16 protein-coding genes are annotated in these 21,795 nt (G+C 63.0%); 8 read left to right on the forward strand and 8 right to left on the reverse strand.

The genetic code is table 11. From position 1 onward, the window contains the following. Window positions 1-21 precede the first annotated feature (21 nt). Window positions 22-825, reverse strand: a complete 804-nt coding sequence (locus JYG36_RS20680; protein ID WP_093386256.1) for a phytanoyl-CoA dioxygenase family protein — start codon at window positions 823-825, stop codon at window positions 22-24. Between the two features lie 203 nt (window positions 826-1,028). On the opposite strand from JYG36_RS20680, the gene JYG36_RS20685 reads away from it, so the two are divergent. Further along, window positions 1,029-2,426 carry an L-histidine transporter HutT gene (locus tag JYG36_RS20685; protein ID WP_213602143.1) on the forward strand — a complete coding sequence of 466 codons (1,398 nt, stop codon included), beginning with the start codon at window positions 1,029-1,031 and terminating at the stop codon, window positions 2,424-2,426. On the opposite strand, the gene JYG36_RS20690 is transcribed toward JYG36_RS20685, so the two are convergent. From JYG36_RS20690 to JYG36_RS20715, 6 genes are all read right to left on the reverse strand, one after another. Further along, window positions 2,427-3,323 (reverse strand): LysR substrate-binding domain-containing protein, encoded by an 897-nt coding sequence (locus JYG36_RS20690; RefSeq protein WP_093386266.1) that lies wholly within the window; start codon window positions 3,321-3,323, stop codon window positions 2,427-2,429. It lies immediately after the preceding gene. A 41-nt stretch (window positions 3,324-3,364) separates the two neighbouring features. Next, entirely contained in the window at window positions 3,365-4,021 is a 657-nt protein-coding gene (locus JYG36_RS20695) for a DUF1266 domain-containing protein (RefSeq protein WP_213602145.1), read from the reverse strand. Between the two features lie 10 nt (window positions 4,022-4,031). After that, a complete protein-coding gene (locus JYG36_RS20700) occupies window positions 4,032-5,246 on the reverse strand; it encodes a hypothetical protein (RefSeq protein ID WP_093386275.1) in 1,215 nt (404 codons plus the stop codon). After that, complete coding sequence (locus JYG36_RS20705) at window positions 5,237-7,564, reverse strand: tetratricopeptide repeat protein (RefSeq protein ID WP_213602147.1); 2,328 nt, start codon at window positions 7,562-7,564, stop codon at window positions 5,237-5,239. The genes JYG36_RS20700 and JYG36_RS20705 overlap by 10 nt, the downstream gene beginning before the upstream one ends. Window positions 7,565-7,762: 198 nt before the next feature. Then, window positions 7,763-8,086, reverse strand: a complete 324-nt coding sequence (locus tag JYG36_RS20710; RefSeq protein ID WP_249744373.1) for a chemotaxis protein CheY — start codon at window positions 8,084-8,086, stop codon at window positions 7,763-7,765. A 198-nt stretch (window positions 8,087-8,284) separates the two neighbouring features. Then, complete coding sequence (locus JYG36_RS20715) at window positions 8,285-8,662, reverse strand: type 2 periplasmic-binding domain-containing protein (RefSeq protein WP_093386285.1); 378 nt, start codon at window positions 8,660-8,662, stop codon at window positions 8,285-8,287. A gap of 210 nt (window positions 8,663-8,872) precedes the next feature. On the opposite strand from JYG36_RS20715, the gene JYG36_RS20720 reads away from it, so the two are divergent. The 7 genes from JYG36_RS20720 to JYG36_RS20750 all read left to right on the forward strand — a co-directional run bounded on the left by JYG36_RS20720 (window position 8,873) and on the right by JYG36_RS20750 (window position 21,155). Continuing rightward, window positions 8,873-11,701, forward strand: coding sequence for an ATP-binding protein (locus JYG36_RS20720; RefSeq protein ID WP_213602151.1), 2,829 nt, complete (start codon window positions 8,873-8,875; stop codon window positions 11,699-11,701). Then, window positions 11,688-12,881, forward strand: a complete 1,194-nt coding sequence (pvrR, locus tag JYG36_RS20725) for a response regulator cyclic di-GMP phosphodiesterase PvrR (RefSeq protein WP_045193498.1) — start codon at window positions 11,688-11,690, stop codon at window positions 12,879-12,881. The genes JYG36_RS20720 and pvrR overlap by 14 nt, the downstream gene beginning before the upstream one ends. Before the next feature lie 80 nt (window positions 12,882-12,961). Then, window positions 12,962-16,192, forward strand: a complete 3,231-nt coding sequence (locus JYG36_RS20730; protein WP_213602153.1) for a hybrid sensor histidine kinase/response regulator — start codon at window positions 12,962-12,964, stop codon at window positions 16,190-16,192. Window positions 16,193-16,263: 71 nt separating this feature from the next. Then, window positions 16,264-16,911: a response regulator gene (locus tag JYG36_RS20735; RefSeq protein WP_123565844.1), complete on the forward strand. Its 648-nt coding sequence runs from the start codon at window positions 16,264-16,266 to the stop codon at window positions 16,909-16,911. 170 nt (window positions 16,912-17,081) lie between these two features. After that, entirely contained in the window at window positions 17,082-17,678 is a 597-nt protein-coding gene (locus JYG36_RS20740; protein WP_093387664.1) for a fimbrial protein, read from the forward strand. A gap of 87 nt (window positions 17,679-17,765) precedes the next feature. Next, window positions 17,766-18,506, forward strand: a complete 741-nt coding sequence (locus tag JYG36_RS20745) for a fimbrial biogenesis chaperone (RefSeq protein WP_213602155.1) — start codon at window positions 17,766-17,768, stop codon at window positions 18,504-18,506. Window positions 18,507-18,590: 84 nt separating this feature from the next. After that, entirely contained in the window at window positions 18,591-21,155 is a 2,565-nt protein-coding gene (locus tag JYG36_RS20750) for a fimbria/pilus outer membrane usher protein (protein WP_408980940.1), read from the forward strand. An 18-nt stretch (window positions 21,156-21,173) separates the two neighbouring features. Here the strand turns inward: JYG36_RS20750 and JYG36_RS20755 are convergent, their stop codons facing one another. Continuing rightward, a complete protein-coding gene (locus tag JYG36_RS20755; RefSeq protein WP_213602157.1) occupies window positions 21,174-21,743 on the reverse strand; it encodes a DJ-1/PfpI family protein in 570 nt (189 codons plus the stop codon). Window positions 21,744-21,795 lie beyond the last annotated feature (52 nt).

Consider the following 21,795-nt stretch of genomic DNA (forward strand, 5'->3'; position numbering starts at 1 on the left):
CTCGCTCCTGCCAGCCCCCCCTTAAGACCGCGCCCACACCACCGGAAACCAGTCCTCGCGCATGCGATCGCCGCTCTTCAGATCAATCCCCGGAAACGGCGGTGAGGTCCGGCCGGGCCGCTGGATATAGCGCACGTCATCACCCATGAAGCGCGTCGAGAAGGCTCGGCGGCGGTTGCTGCCGTTGTTGCCGGCGGCGCCATGCACGGTACGAAAATCGAACACCACCGCATCACCTGGCTCAAGCTCCGGCGAAAGAATCTGATACTCGCCGTTCTCCACGTCCGGCATGTCCATGAACAGGCTTTCACCGGAGCCGGCATCGGTGGCGCCATAGAAATCCTTGTTGCTGGCCCAGCTCTTGGGCCGAACCGGCTTGGGCCAGCGATGGGAGCCGAGGACCACGCTCAGGGTGTTGTGGCGGGTGACCGGGTCCAGCGGTATCCAGTAGCTGGCGGTTTGCAGGCCGTCGACGCAGTAGTACGGCAGGTCCTGGTGCCAGGGCGTGGGCTTGGAGGTACCCGGCTCCTTGACCAGGATGTGTTCATGGAACACCTGCACTTGCCGCGACTGCATCAGCGCCCCGGCAAGCGCCGCAGCGGGCGAGTTGAGCACGAAGTCCTTGAATGCCGGGATGCGTTGCCAGTTGCAGTAATCCTCGAAGAAGCGCCCGCCTTCGCCACTGCCGACGTTCTCGATGGCAAAGGCGCTGGGCGCGGCCAGGTTCTGTTCAAAACCTTCGCGCAGCGGTTCGATCCAGTCGCGGAACACGCCACGCAAGACCACTGCACCGTCACGCTGGAACTGTTCGATATCGGCATTCATCGCAGACCACCTCTCTTGTTGTAATGACAAAAGTATTGGGCGCCCGCGCGCAGCCGGTAAACCACAGATTACCTATGCGCCACTATAGGCAATCTGTATGGCGCGACGGTTGTCAGCCCGCCGCCTTTGGCCGGTTAATGGCCCTGCCTGTGTCCTACGGCGCCTTGCTATCCAAGAATAAGAACAACGAGGAGTTACCTGGGATGAACGAAAACAGCACCGCCTTGCGGCGCGGTCTGAGTACCCGCCACATTCGCTTCATGGCGCTCGGTTCTGCCATCGGCACCGGGCTTTTCTATGGCTCTGCAGCGGCCATCAAACTGGCCGGCCCTTCGGTGTTGCTCGCCTACCTGATCGGTGGCGCGGCGATCTACATGATGATGCGCGCCCTCGGCGAGATGGCCGTGCGCAACCCGGTGTCCGGCTCCTTCGGGCAATACGCCAGCCAGTACCTGGGGCGCTTTGCCGGTTTTCTCACCGGCTGGAGCTACGCCTTCTCGATGCTGGTGGTGTGCCTGGCGGATGTCACCGCCTTCGGCGTTTACATGAGCTTCTGGTTCCCCGACACGCCGCGCTGGATCTGGGTGCTGGGCATCGTCTTCTTCATCGGCGCGCTGAACCTGTGCAGCGTGCGGGTGTTTGGCGAACTGGAGTTCTGGCTGTCGCTGCTGAAAGTCACCGCCATCGTCTCGATGATCCTTGCCGGCGCCGCCGTGCTGATGTTCGGCATCCAGCTGGGCGGCGCCGGCGAGCCCCTGGCGGCGGTGAGCAACCTGTGGAGCCATGGCGGCTTCTTCCCCAACGGCGTAGGCGGCATGATCGCCTCGTTCACCGTGGTGATGTTCGCCTTCGGCGGCGTCGAGATGATCGGCATCACCGCCGGCGAAGCCAAGGACCCGCAGCGGGTGATTCCCCGGGCGATCAACTCGGTACCGCTGCGCATCCTGCTGTTCTACGTGTTCACCCTGTTGGTGCTGATGTCGATCTACCCCTGGTCGAAGATCGGCAGCGAAGGTAGCCCCTTCGTGCAGATTTTCAGCGGCCTGGGCATTGGCTCGGCGGCGACGCTGCTGAACATCGTGGTGATTTCGGCGGCGGTGTCGGCGATCAACAGCGACATCTTCAGCGCCGGGCGGATGATGTACGGCATGGCCCACAACGGCCAGGCACCGGCCAGCTTCGCCCAGCTGTCGCGCTTCGGTGTGCCGTGGATGACCGTGGTGGTGATGGCCGTGGCCCTGCTGCTGGGGGTGGTGCTCAACTACCTGGCGCCGGACAACCTGTTCCTGATCCTCGCGGCGGTGGTGACCTTTTCGATCGTCTGGGTGTGGCTGATGATCCTGCTGTCGCAGATCGTCATGCGCCGCGGCATGAGCGCCGACGAGGTGGCAAGGCTGCACTTCCCGGTGCCGTTCTGGCCGGTCGGCCCGGCCTGCGCGGTGGTGTTCATGCTGTTCATCTTCGGCGTGCTGGCCTGGTTCCCCGACACGCGCATGGCCCTGTACGTGGGCATCGGCTGGCTGGCCCTGCTGTCACTGGGCTACTGGCTGTTCGTCGCCCGCCAACCGCAGGTCAGGTTGGCCGGTTCGCCGGGTAACTGATCAGGTCGCCAGCTGCTCGCTGGCCCAGTCGAGGAAGGCCTGCGCCGCCGGTGACGGGCGCATGGCACTGGACTGGGCCAGCACCACCGGCTGCGGGCTGACCGTTTCCAGCAGGGGCCGGCAGGCCAGCGGCTGGCCGTCGTAGCTGCAATCGGCCACCGGCCGGGTGCAAGACAGCGCCACGCCATAGCCATGGGCGACCAGCCCGCGCTGCATCTCGAAAGTCTGGGTCAGTTGCAGGCTGGCCGGTTGCAGGTCATGGGCCCAGAACAGCGAAAGAAAGTATTCGCGGGTCCGGGCGATGTCTTCGAGAATCAAACACTCCGTGGCCAGGTCCACCAGCGATACCCGCTCCTGCAACGCCAGCGGGTGGTCGGCCGGCAGCAGGGCATAAGGCGTCAGCTGCGCCAGCACGCGCTTTTCGATCGGCGCATCGAGCCCCACGTCATAGGTCAGCGCCAGCTCCGCCTTGCCATCGGCAAGGCGCCGGTTGACCTCGGCAAGATCGGCCTCGAACAAGGTGATGGTGACTTCCGGATGGCGCCGGCGAAAGCCGCTCAGCAAGCGCGGCGCGTAATAGGGCCCCAGGTCCTGGAAGCAGATCAGGCTCAGGCTCCCGCGCACCACCTGTTGCTGCTCGCCCTTGCCGCTGATGGCCGAGGCCAGGTTGAGCATGTCGCGCGCCTGTTCGAGCAGCTTGCGCCCGGCCGGGGTCAGCTCCAGGCCACGGCTGACCTGGCGATGAAAGAGCTTCTCGCCCAGGCTCGCCTCCAGCTGCGACAGCGCCAGCGACACCGACGGCTGGGAAATATGCTTGGTGCGCGCCGCAGCACTGACACTGCCCTGCTCGGCGGCGGCGACGAAATACTCCAACTGGCGAAAGGTGAAGCCGATCATCGCAATGCCCCTCTGGGATGCTGGAACCAACAGTCGCGCAGTTACCTCGCCGGCGCCGGGCTCAACGCCGCGGGCGTATGCCAGGGGATATCGGCCCAGGCACCGCTGCCAGGGGCCAGCAACTGGCGCAGATGCTGCTCGTGGAACGCTTCGCCCAGCGAGTCGACGCGAAACGCCGCGACCCACTGCTCGCGCCCCAGTTTATAGGCTTTGCCGAAATCTTCCCAACTGTCGAAACAGTCCTGCGCCCGCTGCGCATTGAGCAGCAGCACACGCCAGGCAAGGTCAGGCTCGAGCCAGCGCATCAGCAGCGCACAACGGGCCACAAACGCCACCCGCGCACAGGCAAAGGCCATGGCCGCACGCGGCTCATCGCTGGCCGTCAGCGCCTGCAGGTCGAGGCTGTACCATTGCTGTTCGAGGCTCGCGCGCAAGTGCGCACGCACGGCCTCGTCATCGCAGTTGCTGCGAACCCCGGCCTGGTGCAGCAACGCTGCCCGCACGATCTTCTGCGCTTGCTCGTTGAAGTGATCGCAGGCCGGCGAGTAGAAGCCCTCGACGCCCATCGCATCGGCCATGGGCCTGGCCAGCAACAGCGACCAGTGTTTGCGCTGGCTGAACAACGGCGCGGTGCCGCGCGGTCGCAATGCCCGCCACAACAACCAGGCTGAAACAACAGCCGCGATCAGTAAAAACATGCGTTTCTCCTTACCTTGCCCGGGCCTGCCAGGCCTGGATTTCCTCACCCTCGGCCGGCGTCATGTCCGGCCATGGCACGCCTTCGGTCTGGTACAGCGGATCATTGAGCTGACGCTCAGCGCGCTTGCTGACGATATGCCGGGTGGCGTACTTGACCGACACCGCTTGCGGGCCAGCCTGCAAGAACTGCTGCGGCTGACGCCCGGCCACCAGCCACTCGACCATGGCCGAAGGCGCTTCGAGGCGCTCGTACAGCTGCGGATAGCGCGCCACCAGGCGGGTCTGCGCGGTCGGGTCGCTGACCTCTTCGATGCGCAGCCAACCGGCCTCGGTGCGTACGATGCCGATGGCGATGCAGTCGGCGGGCGTCTGCTGGTCGGTGCCCAGGGCATTCAGGCACTGCAGCAAGTCCTGGTAATAACGCTCGACCGGCGGCCGGTTCTGCTTGCCCTTGACCTGCTCGACGGTCAAGGTGCCGTCGGCCTGAACGATCAGGCTGATGGTGATGTGTGGCTGGCCCTGGCCGTCGCGAAAACTCAACACGCGCATGCGCCGCTGCTCCACCGCTTCGGCATAGCGCTCGCCGTAGCCGCCGGTGAGGGCGCGGCGATCGGCGAACTGGCCCAGGCAGTGGCGCATCACGTAGCTTTCAAAGGCCATCTCGGCGCGCAGCAAAGGGCTCTCGGGGCGCAGCTCCTGCAGTACGTGCTCAGCAGTGGTCACCCGCGTGAGCAAGGCCTCGGGCTGGCTCTGGCGCCAGCCCTGCTCGACCCGCGCGGCCATCTGCGCATGCTCCTTGTGCCACAGCGCCAGCGCCTGCGGGCAGTTGATGCGATCGAGCTTGCCAGCCAGCGCGGTGCCCTGGCGCGAGGTCAGGAACTCCACCAGCAAGGCCTCCTCGGCCAGCAGTGGTGCCTGCTGCGGATCGATCCAGACCAGCGGCGCCTGCTGCGACTGTTTGCCGGCGTCGCCCAAGTGCCTGGCCACCCACGCCGGCGGTTCGGCCCCCAGCGCCTCGACCGCCTGCTCCAGGGTCAGGATCGGCCGCGCCGGCTCGAAGTTGCCGACCAGGTGCCGGTAGAAATGGTTGAGCAACCATTTGCCCACCTCTGGCGCATCACCACGGGCCTTGCTGCGCTCGGCAATGGCGCGCTTGAGTTGATCGGCATTGAGTGCGTTGCGCGGGGCGTAACCGGACTGTCGCAGCTCCGGTGTCACTTCCATATCTGCCACCAGGCCTTGCCAGCCGGTTTTTCAACGGCCTGCAGCTCGGCGATGCTCTGGCTGAAGATTTCATTGTTGCTCTGGTCGATAGCGTTGTCCGGATCACTGCGCAGGATCGAGCGCTGGTAGTAGGCGATGGCCTCTTCCTTGCGCCCCAGGCCCTTGAGCACATCGCCGGAGCAGCCCAGCAGGCTGGCGATGTCACCTTCGTTGACATAGGGCGCGTAGCGCAGCCACAGGCTGGTGGCGGCCTCCGGCAGGTTGTACGACAGGTACGTGGCCACTTTTATCCGCGCGAACAGTTGCGAGATTTCCAGGTCCTTGTCGGCGACTCCTTGCTCTTGCTGCCATTTGAGCACGCGCTCAAGCCAGATCAGGATTTCGCGTTCGCGGTCCAGGCGGTACAGGGCCCGGCTGACTTCGAACAGGTACTCTTCGGGGTCGTGGCGGCTGTAGCCATAGTCGGCGGCGAAGTGCCAGAGCTGTTCGGCGGCTTCGGCGATGCCCGCGTCATCCCCCAGCTCAATGCGGTTTTGCAGGGTGCCATGATAGTGTTCTGCGAACGGACTGGCGGCAATGCCACGGGCATGCAGCTCCAGGGCCTGCTCATACATGCGCTGGTCGTTGTAGCAGCGGTAGTTGATCGCCAGGTTGTTGCAGAGCATCGAGTACATGTGCACACAGGCATCGTAACGATGCCCGCGACCGGTGGCGAAGCATTGCTCCATGCGCGCCTGGCCGCGTTCGTAGGCCAGCTTTTGTACTTCGCGCAACAACGACCAGGCCTGATCTGCTTCCTCGCTCGAGAGCTTCTCGACTTCCACCTCGACCAGGTCGTCGATGTTGCAAGCGAAACTGTAATAGTTCATGCCACCGGCCATTGTCGGCAGCGGTTGGCGCAAGGCATCGACAATGCCGAACACACTGGCATGGGCGCTGAACAGGCTGTAGGCGCTACGGTGGTCTTGCATATTGCCGGCCGAAACGGCCTCGCGCAGCATCGTAAGTTCAGTGTTGGCGTCAATGCGCCCGGCCTGGCGTTCACGCACTGCCAGCAGGCGGTTGATCCAGGGGTGGTTCGGCGCGCGGCGGCGGGCTTCTTCCAGGGCCTGGGCGAAAACGTTATCGAGCTGCTCAAGGTCATCGCGGGCAGCATGCAGCGCATCGAGCAGCGGGCCCATGGACGGCGTCGACTCGTCGCGCCATGGCAGCCCGGAAACAAACCGCTCCAAGACCTTTTGATCATCACAGGCGCGCATCACGCACAGCGGCCACCATGGCGACTGGTCCTCGGCATCGAGCAGGCGATCGTGTACCCAGTAGGCAGTGCCCGGCCACATCTGGCTGCGAACGCCATAGATCTCCATGAATGCACGCTGCCCGGCGTCGTCGATCTGACCGTTTTCAAGCAACCAGGGCAAGTGGAATTCGACAAAGTTGTCACTGCCGCTGGAGTCCAGTTCCAGGGTCGCCACTTCACAGATTTTCAAGGCGCCGGGCAGGTCGCCCTGGGCCTTCAATGAGCGCGCCGCCAGGCGCGCCAGGCGCACTTCCCACTCGCGGCGCTGGGGCAGCGACAGCTCGGCGATCAACTGCACTACAGGTTGCTCGAACATCGCCAGGCGCAGCGGCACGATTTCGATCAGCGCATCGCCCAGCCACAGCCAGTCGTTGCCGTCGACGTCCTGGTCAGCAGCGGCGGTGCGCAACGCGGTAATTGCCGCCAGCGCCGCTTCGCGAGCCTCTTCGTCACGTTCGTGGGCAGCCAGCACCCGCGCCCGGCGCCGGTGCTGGTCGGCATCGTCCCAGGCCCGCAAGGCATGGCGGCCGGGGTTGATCAACGCCAGGGTGTGACGCACCTCGATGGCCTTGAGGGCGACGTCGAGGGTGGTGTGCTGCAGATCGTCAAAAATGCGGTAGCGCCGGTACTGTTCGATATCGAACGCCAGCGACTCGTTGCTCAGTTGCTGCAGGGCGTCGAGGGCCTGCAGCAGGCCTTGCTCGTCTTTGAGGTAGTTGCACAGGCGCAGCTGGTAGATCAGCAGGTTGACCTTGAGTTCGTTGCGCGCCTCTTCTGGCGTCGCCTCGATCAGCGCCTGGCCGTCGTCGGCCAGCACCGCCCTGGAGGCGTCGGCGTCTCCGGCGTTGACCCACAGCACGTGCAGACGGTCGATCGATTCCAGCGAGGCTGCCTTGAGCGGCTGGGCGCGCAGCAGGCCCAGCACGTGGTCGTCACCGTGTTCCTGATGTTCGACCTCTAGACGGTCGATGAATTGATCCAGCTGGATTCCGGACAGCACGGTGCTGTTCTGCGTCATTGTGAACTCCATTTGCGAATGACTGTGCATCGCCCGATGCGCCCTGCGCCGGCGCCCTTGAACGGGCCAACGGGTACTCGTGTACGTCGGCCCTGGACAGGCAACGATGACGAAAGGGATCGGGCAATACAGCGAGGTGCTGCACGCTACCAGTTGGCGTTTGAAAATCCAAGCGGGTGCAGGGGGTGGGCGCGCTGATTAATGCGCAAACAGCGGATCGACACTGTGCAGGCAGCGCTTGATCGAGTCGAGGTCCGGTGCCGGCGACAGGCACAGTTGAATCCTGGCATTGACCGGCACCGAGACCCGCAAGCAATCGGCACGTTGCCCTTCATAGATCAGCGCATGGCGGATGCGCGGGTTGTCGTGGCAGAACTTCAACAGGTTGAACTGCCGGGAAGGCACCAGCACCGTGTTGACGATCAACAGGTCGAAGGGTGTGCCCTGCGCCCGGGTCGCGGCTTGCAACGCTTGAAAGCTACTCAAGTGGGCAACGCGGCTGTACCCCAGGCGGTTGAGCATGTTTTCTATCTTGCTTCGCTGATCCTGCTGCCGATCAGCGATCACTATGCGCAATGCTATGTTTGACATTCGGTAAACCTGACAGATGGGCTCCGCGAGTCTTTATAAACGCTGCGACTCGCTGAAGTACTGGCAAGGTTACCGTTGGTCGTGTGCAGAGACTCTAAGACAATTCTCAAACGCCCTTACGCCCAAGCCTTAAGGCGTGGTCAGGGTAATCAGGTAGGCGCCGGAACTCAGGGCCTTGCCGGAAGCATCCAGCAGCGCGTACTGCTGGTTGTAGTAACGCCCGGCCGTGCCGCTGTCGGCCACCAGCCTGACGTTGACCGGCGCATGGTCGGGCGTAGTGACCGAAGCCTGCGGGACGACCTGCTGCAGCTCGATGCGGGTACCCCGGGCCTGGGCCGGGCAATCGCTGAGGTTCAAGGCACCGGCCCGGGCCGAAGGCGTGCACGGCGACTCGACGATGCTGCCGGTGAAATTGATCACGCCCTGGGCAACCGGCGTGGCGGCCATGCAGGCCCCGTTCAGACCCAACAGCAACCCTGCAGCGATAGCAACATATTTACTCTTCATGCCGACACTCCTGCGAAAACGGTTGATACCTTGAGTGTCGGCCAGGCGGCGCAATGTTTAAGGATTGTCTGATAGGCATTGTTGCGCTTTGCCAAGCAGGTCGCAGAACCGGACAAATAAGCGCCCGCTGGCTGGTCAACGCCTGTGCCAGGGCCTATGTTTAAGGATTGTCTGATGTCTGCAGCATTCGCGACTCACTAGAGTCGGCGAATGAGATTAAAAAGCTACCTGCTGCAAATCAGCCCGCTTCTTTCCAGCCCCGAAGCCGCCCGCCGCTTGCTGCGGTTGTTCGCCGTGGTTTTGCTGATCGGCATCTTCAGCGGCGTGTACAACTTCCTGTTGTTCACCTTCAACAACGACATCTCCCAGCGTCGCGGCTACATGAGCAGCGCGATCGCCGAGGCGCACACCTTCTTCACCAACCGCGAGGCCTTGCTCGAGAGCCTGAGCCTGTCGGCGGTGCGCAAGTCGAAACAGGCAAGGTCCCTGGTCTACCTGCCATCGAGCGAAGAAGTGCACCTGCAACTGGGCAGCACCAGCGACAACCGCTGGAGCATCTGGCTGACCCAGCGCATGCGCGATTACATGAAGGACAAGCAGGTCAGCCTGCTGTATGTCGACACCGGGCCGAACGCGCAGGTCAGGCGCCTGTACAACTCCGCCCCCGGGGTGCCGGGGTTTTCGCCGCGCATGCTTGAGCAGCTACAGGCGCTCAAGGACAACAGCCCCTACCCCGCCGCCGAACTGTGGCTGACCGACCAGACCGAGCAGCGCTCGTACCTGTACATCTTCATTCGCCTGGATGAGCGCGACGCCGAGTCGGGCTGGCTGGGCCTGGAAATGGACAGCCGCGAGGTGTCGGCGGCGCTCAACGACCAGAGCGCCGGCGAGTTCATGATGCTCAACTCCGAAGGCATGCTGGTGTTCACCAACAGCCACGATGCGCACCTTGGGCAGATGCTGCTCAACTCCCAGGGGGAAAACTTCTTCGGTTTTGTCGGCGACGGCTGGATCCCCGACCACCTGGTGATCCGCAAGCACCTGAAGTCCTCGGACTGGCAACTGGTGTACTCGATCGACCTGCTGGCGGTGCTGGCCGGGTTGTGGAAGCAGTTGGTCGGCTCGCTGCTGTTCTGCCTGTTCACCGTGACCCTGATCCTGCTGCTGATGCGCCGCATCGAGCATCGCTTCATAGCACCGGCGATCAACCGCATCCAGGCCCTGATCGAAAGCGAGGCGTTCAGCCGCGATGTGATCCAGACCGCACCGGTGGCCTTGTGCGTACTGCGCCGCACCGACGGCAAGGTGGTGCTGGAAAACACCCTGGCGCAACAATGGCTGGGCGACGGCCTGGAGCGCGATGTGCTGTGCGCCGGCTGGATCAACCAGGCCTTCGCCAGCCAGCAAGCCGAGCGCAGCGACTACTTCGCCACCGCCGATGGCCGCCACCTGTACCTGAGCAGTGCGCCGACCCGCTACAACGGCGAAGACGTGCTGTTCTGCGCCTTCAGCGACATCAGTGCGCGCAAGCAGGTTGAAGCGGCGCTGGAAGAAGCGCGGCAATCGGCCGATGCCGCCAACGAGGCCAAGACGCTGTTTCTGGCGACCATGAGCCACGAGATCCGCACCCCGCTGTACGGTGTGCTGGGTACCCTGGAACTGCTGGCGCGCACCCAGCTCGATGCCCAGCAGCGCGATTACCTGCACGCGATCGAAGGCTCGTCAGCAACCCTGTTGCAGTTGATCTGCGACGTGCTGGATGTGTCGAAGATCGAAGCCGGGCAACTGGCCCTGGAGCTGAGCGAGTTCTCGCCCGCGGAGCTGGTCCACGAGGTCATCCAGGGCTACAGCGCCGCGGCCCAGGGCAAGAACCTGCAGTTGTACGCCTGCTTCGATCCGCAACTGCCGGAGCGGCTGATTGGCGACGTGACGCGGATCCGCCAGATCCTCAACAACCTGCTGAGCAATGCGGTCAAGTTCACCGACAGCGGCCGGGTGGTGTTGCGGGTCAAGCTGATCAACCGCGATGGCGAGCGTTCAAGCCTGATGTGGCAGGTGTCGGACACCGGCAAGGGCATCGCCGAGGAAGACCACCCGTACATTTTCGAGCCGTTCTACCAGACTGAAGGCAACACCAACGTAGTGGCCGGCACCGGCCTGGGCCTGCCGATCTGCCAGCGCCTGACCCAGTTGATGAACGGCCAGTTGCGCATGGTCAGCGAACTGGGCCTGGGCAGCAGTTTTACCCTGACCCTGCCACTGGAAGAAGCCTCGGCCAGCAGCGACCTGCCGGCCCAGGGCAACCTGTTGCCCGAGACCATCTACGTAGTCTCGCCGATTCGCGAGCTGGCGCAGTCGATCAGCGGCTGGCTACGCCGCTGGGGCGCCCGGGCCCAGGTCGGGCGGCCAACGCCGGCGGATGCCGCCAGCGGCCACCTGCTGCTCGAGCTGCACCCCGGCAGCGCCGAGCAAGCGCTGGTGGCCGACTGGAGCGGGCCGCTGATCCTGGCCAGCGCCCATGGCTGCTGCGAGCCGCAACTTGAAGACGGCCGCTGGCAGGTCAACCTCAACCACCTCAGTGCTCTTTACCAGGCCGTCCGCCAGGCCCAGGGGCTGTGGATCGCCCGTACCGATGACCCGCAAAAACGCGAAATGCAGAAACTCGAGCTGCACATCCTGGTGGCCGAAGACAACATCATCAACCAGTTGATCCTGCGTGATCAGCTCGAAGAGCTCGGCTGCACCGTCGAGTTGGCGGGGGACGGTATCGAGGCCCTGCAATTGTGGAAAAGCGGGCACTTCGACGTGGTCCTGACCGATGTGAACATGCCCAAACTCAATGGCTACGAACTGGCCAGAGAACTGCGCCGCCAAGGCTGCTCGATCCCGATCATCGGAGCGACGGCCAATGCCATGCGCGGCGAAGCCGAACTATGCCTTGCAGCCGGAATGAATCATTGCCTGGTCAAGCCTTTCGCGCTGCGGGCCTTGTTCAACTATCTGGCGCCTTATCAAGAGACCTCTCATGAAGCCCTATAACATCTTGATCGTCGAGGACCACCCGTTCCAGCACATGTACTTGCAGCACCTGTTCAGCGAACTGGGCGATTTCCATTTCGAAGCGGCCCAGGACGGCAAGGAAGCGCTGGAACACCTGCAGCGGCGTGACTTCGACCTGGTGCTGACCGACCTGCTGATGCCCGGCATGGACGGCGTGCAGTTCATCCAGGGCCTGGCCAGGCTGCGCAGCAAACCGGACCTGGCAATCATGAGCGCCGCCTCCAAGCGCATGCTCATGGCTGCAAGCCTGGTGGCCAAAAACCTTGGCGTCGAAGTGATCGGCCTGCTCTCCAAGCCGGTCAAGCCCGATGCCCTGCGCAACCTCACCGATCAGCTCAACGGCAAGAACCGCAGCGCGCCGCCGGTGCCGCCGGCGGTGGCGCAGTTCGACTACCAGGCGCTTATCCATGGGCTGAGCAACGGCCAGTTCCAGGCCTGGTTCCAGCCGAAAAAATCCCTCAGCAATGGCCGCATCGTTGCCGCTGAAGCCCTGGTGCGCTGGATGCACCCGGAGCAAGGCGTGCTGCTACCCGGCGCGTTCCTGCCGGCGTTCAAGACCTTCGAATTGGAAGAGCGCCTGCTGTGGCTGATGCTCAAGCAGGCGATCCATGCCCAGGCGCGTTGGCGCCAGCAGGGGTATGACATTCCGGTATCGATCAACCTGCCGACCCACCTGCTCAACAGCCATGACCTGGCCGACCGCTTGCTGGAGTTCGTCCTGCACCACCAGGGCATCCCCGGCAAGATCTGCTTCGAGCTGATGGAGTGCTCGGTGCCCCAGGACATCAGTAACTTTTACGCCGGCGCCTGCCGCTTGCGCATCAAAGGCTTCGGCCTGTCCCAGGATGACTTCGGCAAGGGCTACAGCTCGTACATGAACCTGGTTTCGACGCCGTTCACCGAGCTCAAGATCGACCGTGCCCTGGTCCAGGGCTGCCATGAAAACGAAAGCATGACCTCGGCGCTGACCAGCATCGTCGCCCTGGGCCGCAAGCTAGGGTTGACGGTGGTCGCCGAAGGGGTCGAGACGCCCCAGGAGCTTGCCCTGTTGCGCAAGATCGACTGCAACCAGGCCCAGGGTTTTCTGATTTCCCACGCGGTATCGTCCGAGCAGTTTCAGCAATTGCTCACCAATGACGGGCCGGCCACCTTCTATTGAGTGGCCGCAGCGCCCTTGAATTGCCAGCAGAGGTACACTCCATCCAGCCACCACCCTTACTGATACTGCGGAAGCTCCTGATGAAGCACGACAACGCCCTGCTGGAAAAACTCACCCGCAGTTCGTTGCGTCTGAACAAAGGGATGATGGTGTTGCTTGGCCTGGCTTTACTGTTGGTCGGCACCAGCTACTGGTCGTTTCAGCGCCTGATCGAGGAGCAGCACGACACCGTGCGCTTTCACTTTGCCCGGCTGATGGAAAACATCCGCGAGCAGGAAGTGTTCTTGCGCAGCCTGGCCCAGCGCAGCCATCAGGGCGAGTTGCTCAAGGACGAGAATGCCCAGGTGCGCTTGCTCAAAGCCTTGCCGGAAGAAGGCCCGAATATTTACCAGGGCCAGGAGTTTTCCTACTCCATGCCCTTCAGCGCCAAAATCGACCCAGAGAAAATCGCCGCCAGCGAACACGCCAAGATTTTCTCCCTTGGCGTGCACCTGGCGACCTTTTACAGCACGTTCTGGTCGACCTCGCACTACCAGTCGCCGCATGTATTCCTGTTCAACCAGCACGGCAACTTCGACATCACCGTGCCGGCCGCAGGCCATGCAGGGGCCAAGACCGTACCGCACAACGAAAGCTTCATCGACATGATCCGTAGCGTGATCGATCGCCTGCCGCGCGACCATCAGTTGCTGCGCGAAGGTGAAGTCTGCTGGCAGCACTATGGCCCAAGCGCCGCCAGCCCGGGCCCGGCGCGCATGCTGGCGTACATCGGCATCCAGCTGGCCGCGGACGAAATCCACATCAAGGGCGCCGACACCCGGGTGATGATCGCCAGCATCCTCGATTTGTCCCAGGCCAATGACTACGAACGCACCATGGAATGGTCGATCTATGACCACTTCACCCTGGTGGCGCCTTCCGGCCAGGTGCTGATTGGCGCGTTGTGGCCAGAATCGCCGCTGCATGAGGGGATCAACTTCAAGCCCGAAGGCCTGGTGTTCAAGCTGGTCAACCACAATGGACCGGCGTGGACGGCAGTCTATGCCCTCAACTACCGCAGCTTCTTTCGCTATGCCCTGTGGCCGCTGAGCAGCCTTGGCGCCGCGCTGCTCGCGCTGGTCGCCATGGGCTGGGGTGCCAACCGCTGGTACCGCCGCCAGGTGATCCTGCCGGCGCGCCAGGCGCATGCCAGCATCGCCGAAAGCGAAGCCTTCAGCCGCGTGGTAATCGATACCGCGCCCACCGGCCTGTGCGTGGTGCGCCGCGCCGACAACCAGGTGCTGGTGGAAAACCAGCGGGCCCAGCAGTCGCCGGGCAGCGCCAAGCTGATCAGCGCCCTGGAGCGGCGCACCGACCAGGGCGAGACGGGTGAAACTTACCTGGAAATCGACGGCCGGCACCTGCAGGTGGGGTTTGTCTCGACCCGCTACCAGGGCCAGGATGTGCGCCTGTATGCCTTCAACGACGTCACCCGGCATATTGAAGATGCCACGGCCCTGGAAGAAGCGCGGCGCGCCGCCGATGCCGCCAACGAAGCCAAGACCCTGTTCCTGGCGACCATGAGCCATGAAATCCGCACCCCGCTGTACGGCGTGCTCGGCACCCTCGAACTGCTCGGCCTGACTCGCCTGGAGCCGCGCCAGCAGGAATACCTGCAGACCATCCAGCGCTCGTCGGCTACTTTGTTCCAGCTGATCAGCGACGTGCTCGACGTGTCGAAGATCGAGTCCGGGCAGATGGCGATCGAGTCCATCGAGTTCTGCCCCCTGGACCTGATCGAAGACACCCTGCACACCTATGCCGCCTTCGCCCAGCGCAAGGGCCTGCAGCTCTATGCCTGCACCGACGCCGCGCTGCCCGAGCGCCTGCTCGGCGACCCGATGCGCATTCGGCAGATCCTCAACAACCTGTTGAGCAATGCCATCAAATTCACCGACACCGGGCGCGTGGTCCTGCGCACCCGGGTGCTGGCGCGAGAAGATGACAAGGTCAGCCTGGAGTGGCAGGTCACCGACACCGGCATCGGCATCTCCACGGCGCAGCAGGCCAAACTGTTCGAGCTGTTCTACCAGGTGCAGGACGCCTGCAGCGAAGGTGGCGCAGGCCTGGGCCTGCCGATCTGCTGGTGGCTTAGCGAAATGATGGGCGGGCAACTGAAAGTGGTCAGCGAACCGGGGCTGGGCAGCAGTTTTGCCCTGCGCATGAGCTTGCCGGTGCTGGCAGGCCAAACCCTAAGCAGCGCGCCAGTTGCAGCCGCGTCGATTCCGGTCTACGTGCGCGCCCCGGTACAGGAGCTGGCGCAATCGCTGGTCGACTGGCTTGTCCGCCTCGGCGTACACGCCGCCCTGGCCCCCCAGCCACTGGAAGCCAAGCATGCGCCGGCGGTACTGGTCGATGCCTTGCCGGCGACCAACGCCCCAGCCTGGCCGGGGCCACGGGTGCTGTGCACGGCCGGTGGGCGCAACCCGCCGGAATACACCGGGCAGGGCTGGAATGTCGACCTTCACAACCTGCGCGCCATCGCCGACGCGGTGGGCATGGCCCGCCTGGGCGCGCCGCAGGCATCGCAGCAGGCCGCGCAACAGCAGGCCGACAACCTGCAACTGCGCATCCTGGTGGCCGAAGACAACCCGATCAACCAGGCGATCATCAAGGAACAGCTCGAGGCCCTGGGCTGCACCGCGGTGGTCGCCAGCAACGGCGAACAGGCCCTGCACCTGTGGCAGCCCGAGGTCTTTGACCTGGTGCTGACCGACGTCAACATGCCGGTCATGAACGGCTATGAGCTGGCCCGCACCCTGCGCGAGCATGACCCGCAGCTGCCGATCATCGGCGTCACTGCCAACGCCATGCGCGAAGAGGGCATGCGCTGCATCGCCGTCGGCATGAACGCCTGGATCGTCAAGCCGCTGAGCCTGCAGACCCTGCGCGGCCACCTGCTCAAGCTCTGCCGCCCGGCCTTGCAGAATGCAGCAACGCGGGTCGAGCCAGACACCCTCACCGCCCCCGCCGCCGTCCCGGCCACCGATAGCCTGCAGCTTTCAGAGCGGATGCGCCCGCTGTTCATCACCACCATGCGCGATGACCTGCAACTGATCCGCTGCGCGCTGGAGCAAAGTGACGCTAGAATCGTCGCGCAAAGGCTGCACAGCATCGCCGGCGCCCTGGGCGCGGTACAGGCCAGCGACCTGGCCGAGCACTGTACGGCGCTTGAGTGCCGCCTGGCAGGCGGGACGATCGATGCTTCCCTGCGCCTTGAAGTGCAGCAGATACTGAGCCGGCTTGCCGCTGTTGTGGATGCGCTCGAGTAACAACAATCAGGCTTACCTGCGGCCGTATGGACACCCCCTAACCTTCTATACCGGTACTACGGACAGCCACTATGGACAAACTCAAAGTCATCATCGCGGACGATCACCCGATCGTGCTGCTCGGTGTGCGCGAACTGGTAGAACGTGACGAACGTTTTTGCGTGGTCGGCGAAGCCGTGTGCTCAAAAGGCCTGATCGAGCTGCTCGAACAGCAACCGGTGGACCTGGTGATCACCGACTACAACATGCCGGCCGATTCGCCCTATGGCGACGGCCTGAAACTGGTCGATTACCTGAAGCGGCACTTTCCGCATTTGCAGGTGTTGATCCTGACGATGATCTCCAACCACCTGATTCTCACCCGCCTGCATGAGCTGGGCGTGGTCGGGGTGATCCAGAAGAGCCAGTTGCACACCGAAATCCAGTTGGCGCTCAAGGCCGTGGCCCAGCAAAGCCAGTACCGCAGCCTGGAACCTGCAAAAACCTCGGTCATCGAAACCACCGCGGCGATCGAGGACCGGTTTGCCACACTGTCACCCAAAGAGTTTGAAATACTGCGACTGTTTGTCGCTGGTAAAAGTGTCAGTGATATTGCCCGCAGCCAGAACCGAAGTGCCAAGACCATCAGCGCGCAAAAGATTTCGGCCATGCGCAAACTTGATGTTAATAGCGACCAGGACTTACTGGCTTATTGCCTGGAGCGCAGTATCTTTAACTAAGTTTCCGGGCAACAAGGTCAGGAACCGATAAAGACTTTGTTGCCAGAACGCCCGCCCCACCTGGGCTCAGACCTTATAAGAATCGTCTGATGTTCGGCAAACACCCCCCGTTCTATTGTGTATTGGCATTTTCATGCAGCACTTTCCAACCAATACAAATGGACATCACCATGAAGAAGTTCTCCCTGGCCCTTATCACTCTGTCCGTACTTGCAGCGTCCGGCGCTGCCCTGGCAGCAGAAACGACGCCTGTTCAAGGTGGCAGCGGCAAGATCACCTTCACCGGCGTGATCAACAACGACGCCTGCTCGGTTGACGGCGCCAACGCTGATCGCGTGATCTCCGTGGACATGGGCACTGTATCGATCAAGGACATGGGCACCGCTGAAAGCCCGTCCTCGGGCCGTGTCACCGGTAAAGACTTCAACCTCAACGTCAACTGCAACCTGGGCACCAAAGTCTCGATGATCTTTGACGCCGCCAGCGGCGGTTCGGGCCTGGTCACCGGCAAGAAAGTCCTGGCCCTGACCAAAGGCACCGGCACTGCAGCCAACGTCGGTATCGCCCTGCTCGACAGCAACGGCGCGCTGATCGACCTGAGCTCGAAAACCACCGCCATGATCCAGAGCGACATGCACGGTACCGGCGCTGCCGGTGGCGACGCGATCCTCAACTTCTCCGCCGCCTACGTCACCACTGGCGCAGCGGGCACTGCCACCGCCGGTCGCGGTGACGCCACCCTGCCGTTCATCCTGCAATACGAATAAGTCGTAGCGCCTGAACTGCTTTGTGCGAGGCCGCCCGGCCTCGCCATTGGCCCTGAAGCAAAACCCCTGAATCAAACGGTACAGACCATGTTGCGTCGTTCTATTCCCGCATGCCTGGGGCTGCTCGGCATGCTCATGGCCGGCCAGGCCATGGCCAGTATTTCGCTGAGTGCCACGCGGATTGTCTTTGATGGCAACCACAAGGAAGCCAACGTCACCGTGCGCAATGGCAACCAGGACGTGCTGATTCAATCCTGGGTCGACGACAGCGATGCCCAGCGCAGCGTGCCCTTTGCCGTAACCCCGCCACTGGCACGGGTGTTCGCCCGTGAACAGCAGTTGCTGCGAGTGCTGTACGAAGGTGCCGGGATGCCTGCGGACAAAGAGTCGGTGGTCTGGCTCAACGTCCAGGAAATCCCTCAGGCCGCCGCCGCCAACACCCTGCAACTGGCCGTGCGCCAGCGCATCAAGATTTTCTTTCGCCCCGCAGGCTTGCCTGGCAATGCCCTTATGGCGCCGACCGAACTGCAATGGCAACTGCTGCGCCACAGCGGCAAGACCCTGCTGCAGGTCAATAACCCGAGCCTTTATCACGTCTCGATGGCGGATATAAAACTTGAGGCGGGCAAACTTAGCGAACTGGCAGCGGACTCAACCATGGTCGCGCCGGGTGAAGTAAAGACATTTCCGGTTAAAACCCTGGGTAGCGATAACAACGTGCGCCTGAGTTTTTCCAGCATCAACGATTACGGTGCGCAAAACCAATACACCACGACACTGTCCAGCGGCCAGGCAAGTACCGCTGCCCAAGCGCCGGGCAAACAATAACGGTTAATGCCCAGGCGTTAAGCCTGCGCGTAACTGCGCCCCTCGCCGCGCCCAGTCGTTATTCGGGATACAAGGTTCCTTCGCATGTCTTTATCTTCCGGTAACAGGCCAACTCATTGCGCCGGCCAACGTGCGTGCGCTCCGTCTGCAACTGCCCGTCTGTGGAAGTTGAGTGCCCTGTCGCTGGCCGTGCTTGGCGCGATGCCGGTGCTGGCCGCGCAGGACACCGGCGATGCGCAACAACTGGAAGCCTTCAACACCACCTTCCTGCAAGGCGCACCTTCGTCGGTCGACCTGCAACTGCTGCTGTCGGCCAACAGCGTGTTGCCGGGCAACTACCGGGTCGACCTGTACAGCAACGAAGTGCTGGTGGGCCGGCGTGACATCGATTTCAACCGCAACCCGGCCACCGGCCGCGTCGAACCGTGCCTGACCCTGGAGTTGCTGCAACAGCTGGGCATCGACCTGAACAAACTGCAGGCCCAGGGCAAGTTCGACCCGGACACCCCGCAAAGCTGCTACGACCTTCCCAGCCTGATCGACCAGGCCAGCCTGCGCTATGACGCCGCGCGCCTGCAACTGGCGGCCAGCGTGCCGCAAGTGGCAATGCAGCGCGGTATCCGTGGCTACGTCGACCCGGCGCTGTGGGATGACGGTGTGCCGGCGGCGTTCATCAACTACCAGTACAACAGCAGCCGCAGCGCCGGCGATGCCGACACGCGCATCGCCAATAACCTCGGCCTGCGCAACGGCATCAACCTCGGTGCCTGGCGCTTGCGCAACGAGTCGAATTTCACCAGCAGCACCGGTCGCCCAAGCACCTTCAAGAGCAACCGCAGCTACCTGCAGCATGACGTCACGGCCATCAAGGGCCAGTTCAGCGCCGGGGATATCTTCAGTGACACCGACCTGTTCGACAGCGTGCGCTATCGCGGTGTGAAGCTTGCCTCCGACGAAGGCATGCGCGCCGACAGCGAACGCGGCTACGCGCCGATCATCCGTGGCGTGGCACAAACCAACGCCACCGTCGAGATCCGCCAGAACAACTACATCCTGTACACCGCCAGCGTGCCGCCAGGGCCGTTCGAGATCAGCGACATCTACCCGTCCGGCTCCAACGGCGACCTGCAAATCACTATCGTCGAGGCTGACGGCCGCCGTCGGGTGACCACCCAGGCGTTCTCCAGCCTGCCGATCATGGTCCGTGAAGGCCAGGTCAAATACAGCGTCTCGGCCGGCCAGTTCAACAGCAACACCGACGGCATGGCCACCCCGAACATCCTCAGCAGCACCCTGGCCTACGGTATCAGCAGCAGCCTCACCGGGATCATCGGTGTACAGGCCAGCGACAACTACAAGGCGCTGTCGCTGGGCGCCGGCAAGAACACTTCGCTGGGCGCGGTGTCGTTCGACGTCACCCATTCGAGCAGCCGCGCACTGGGGCAAACCACCCAGGGCAACAGTGTGCGTGCCCTCTACGCCAAGACCTTCACCGGCACCGACACCAACTTCACCCTGGCCGCGTACCGCTACTCCACCGAAGGTTTCCGTACCCTGACCGATCACGTCCAGGACTTGAGCAGCGACCTGGAGCGGCGCCCAGGCAACTCCAAGACCCGCACCGACCTGACCATCAACCAGAGCATGGGCCGCAACCGCGAACTGGGCAGCCTGTACGTCAACGCCAGCGACCAGCGCTACTGGAACCGCGGCGGCTCGCAGAGCTTTTCGGCCGGCTACAGCAACAACTGGGGCGAAGCCAGCTACAACCTCGGCGTCACCCGCACCAAGGATTTGGGCGACGGCTACGGCGGCTCAAGCAGCGATACCCAGTTCAACCTGTCGGTGTCCTTCCCGCTGGGCAGCCGCGCCCGGGCGCCGCGTGCGTTCATCACCACCAGCACACAAAAAGGCGGCGACAGCACCCAGGTTGGCGTCAACGGCTACCTGTCCGAAACCAGCGACACCTTCTATTCGGTCCAGGGCGGCAACAGCAGCTCCGGCGGCAACTCCGCCTCGGCCAACCTCAACACCCGCACCTCGGTGGCCGACATCACCCTGGGCTACAGCCAGGGCCGCGGCTACGACTCGCAGAACCTCAACGTATCGGGCTCGGTGGTTGCCCACCAAGGTGGCATCAACCTCGGCCAGACCGTCGGCGAAACCTTCGCCCTGGCCCAGGTGCCGGGCGTCAAGGGCGCCAAGATCAGCAGCTACAGCGGCGTCGAAACCGGGCGCAACGGCTACGCGGTAATCCCCAATGCGCAACCTTACCGGGTCAACTGGATCAGCCTGGACACCCGCGAACTGGGCGGTGACATCGAAATCGACAACGCCACCCAGCAACTGGTACCGCGCCGCGGCGCCGTGGTAGTGGCCCGCTACACCGGCAAGAGCGGGCGGCGGGTGCAGTTCGAACTGTTCGACGAACAGGGTGCGATGATCCCGTTCGGGGCTTCGCTGGAAGACGCCAGCGGCAAGCAACTGGCAATTTCCGACCCCAACGGCAAGGCGCTGGTGTTGCTTGAAGAAGACCAGGGCAGCCTAACCATCAACTGGGGCGAGCGCCAGTGCACAGCGCCATATAGCCTGCCGGAGCGGGACAAGGCACTGAACTATGAGCGTCAGCGGTTGGTGTGCAGGCCGTAATCACCAGGGCCAAGTGGTTTACTCATGTTCAGCGGCCAACATTGATCTGAACTGAGAAACCGCCTCGGCAGATAAACCCGCAGCTTCAAATACTGCACAGGTGAAGCTGACAGGTGCAGGGCCTGGCGCAGTTATGATCCGGTCTGCAACCATGGTGCCTGAACAGTCTTGATAAAGAGCCTCGCCTTTATAACTTGCGGCATGTTGTTTGAGGAAATCCACGCTGTTCGAGGTGTGAGGCATCGTATTGAGAAGGTCAGCCCTCGCCAGCGCCAGCGTTCCTCCACATATTCCGGCGATCGTTGCCCCCGCGTCTCGGCTGGTACGAAGAAAGTCCCCAATATCTGGAGCATCTGCGTGTTCCCAGAGCTGTCCCCCGACGATGACGGCAACATCTGGTTTCCAGTCCAGGCATTGTTCCAGACTGCTATCGAGCGTGACCGCCAATCCTCCCTGCGAGAGGAATTGCCCTGGAACAGGGGTGAAAAAACCAAGGTCGATTCCGTAAAACGGTGATGCGGTTCCTGCAATAAAGGCATATTCCCAATCAGCAAAACCAGGTGTCAGAACCAAAGCTATGCGTGCCATTTGTTCGAATCCTCCTTGAATTCCGAGACCATGATGCGGCGAACAACCCCTT

It is taken from the genome of Pseudomonas sp. SORT22, from assembly GCF_018417635.1.
In the GTDB taxonomy this organism is placed as follows: domain Bacteria; phylum Pseudomonadota; class Gammaproteobacteria; order Pseudomonadales; family Pseudomonadaceae; genus Aquipseudomonas.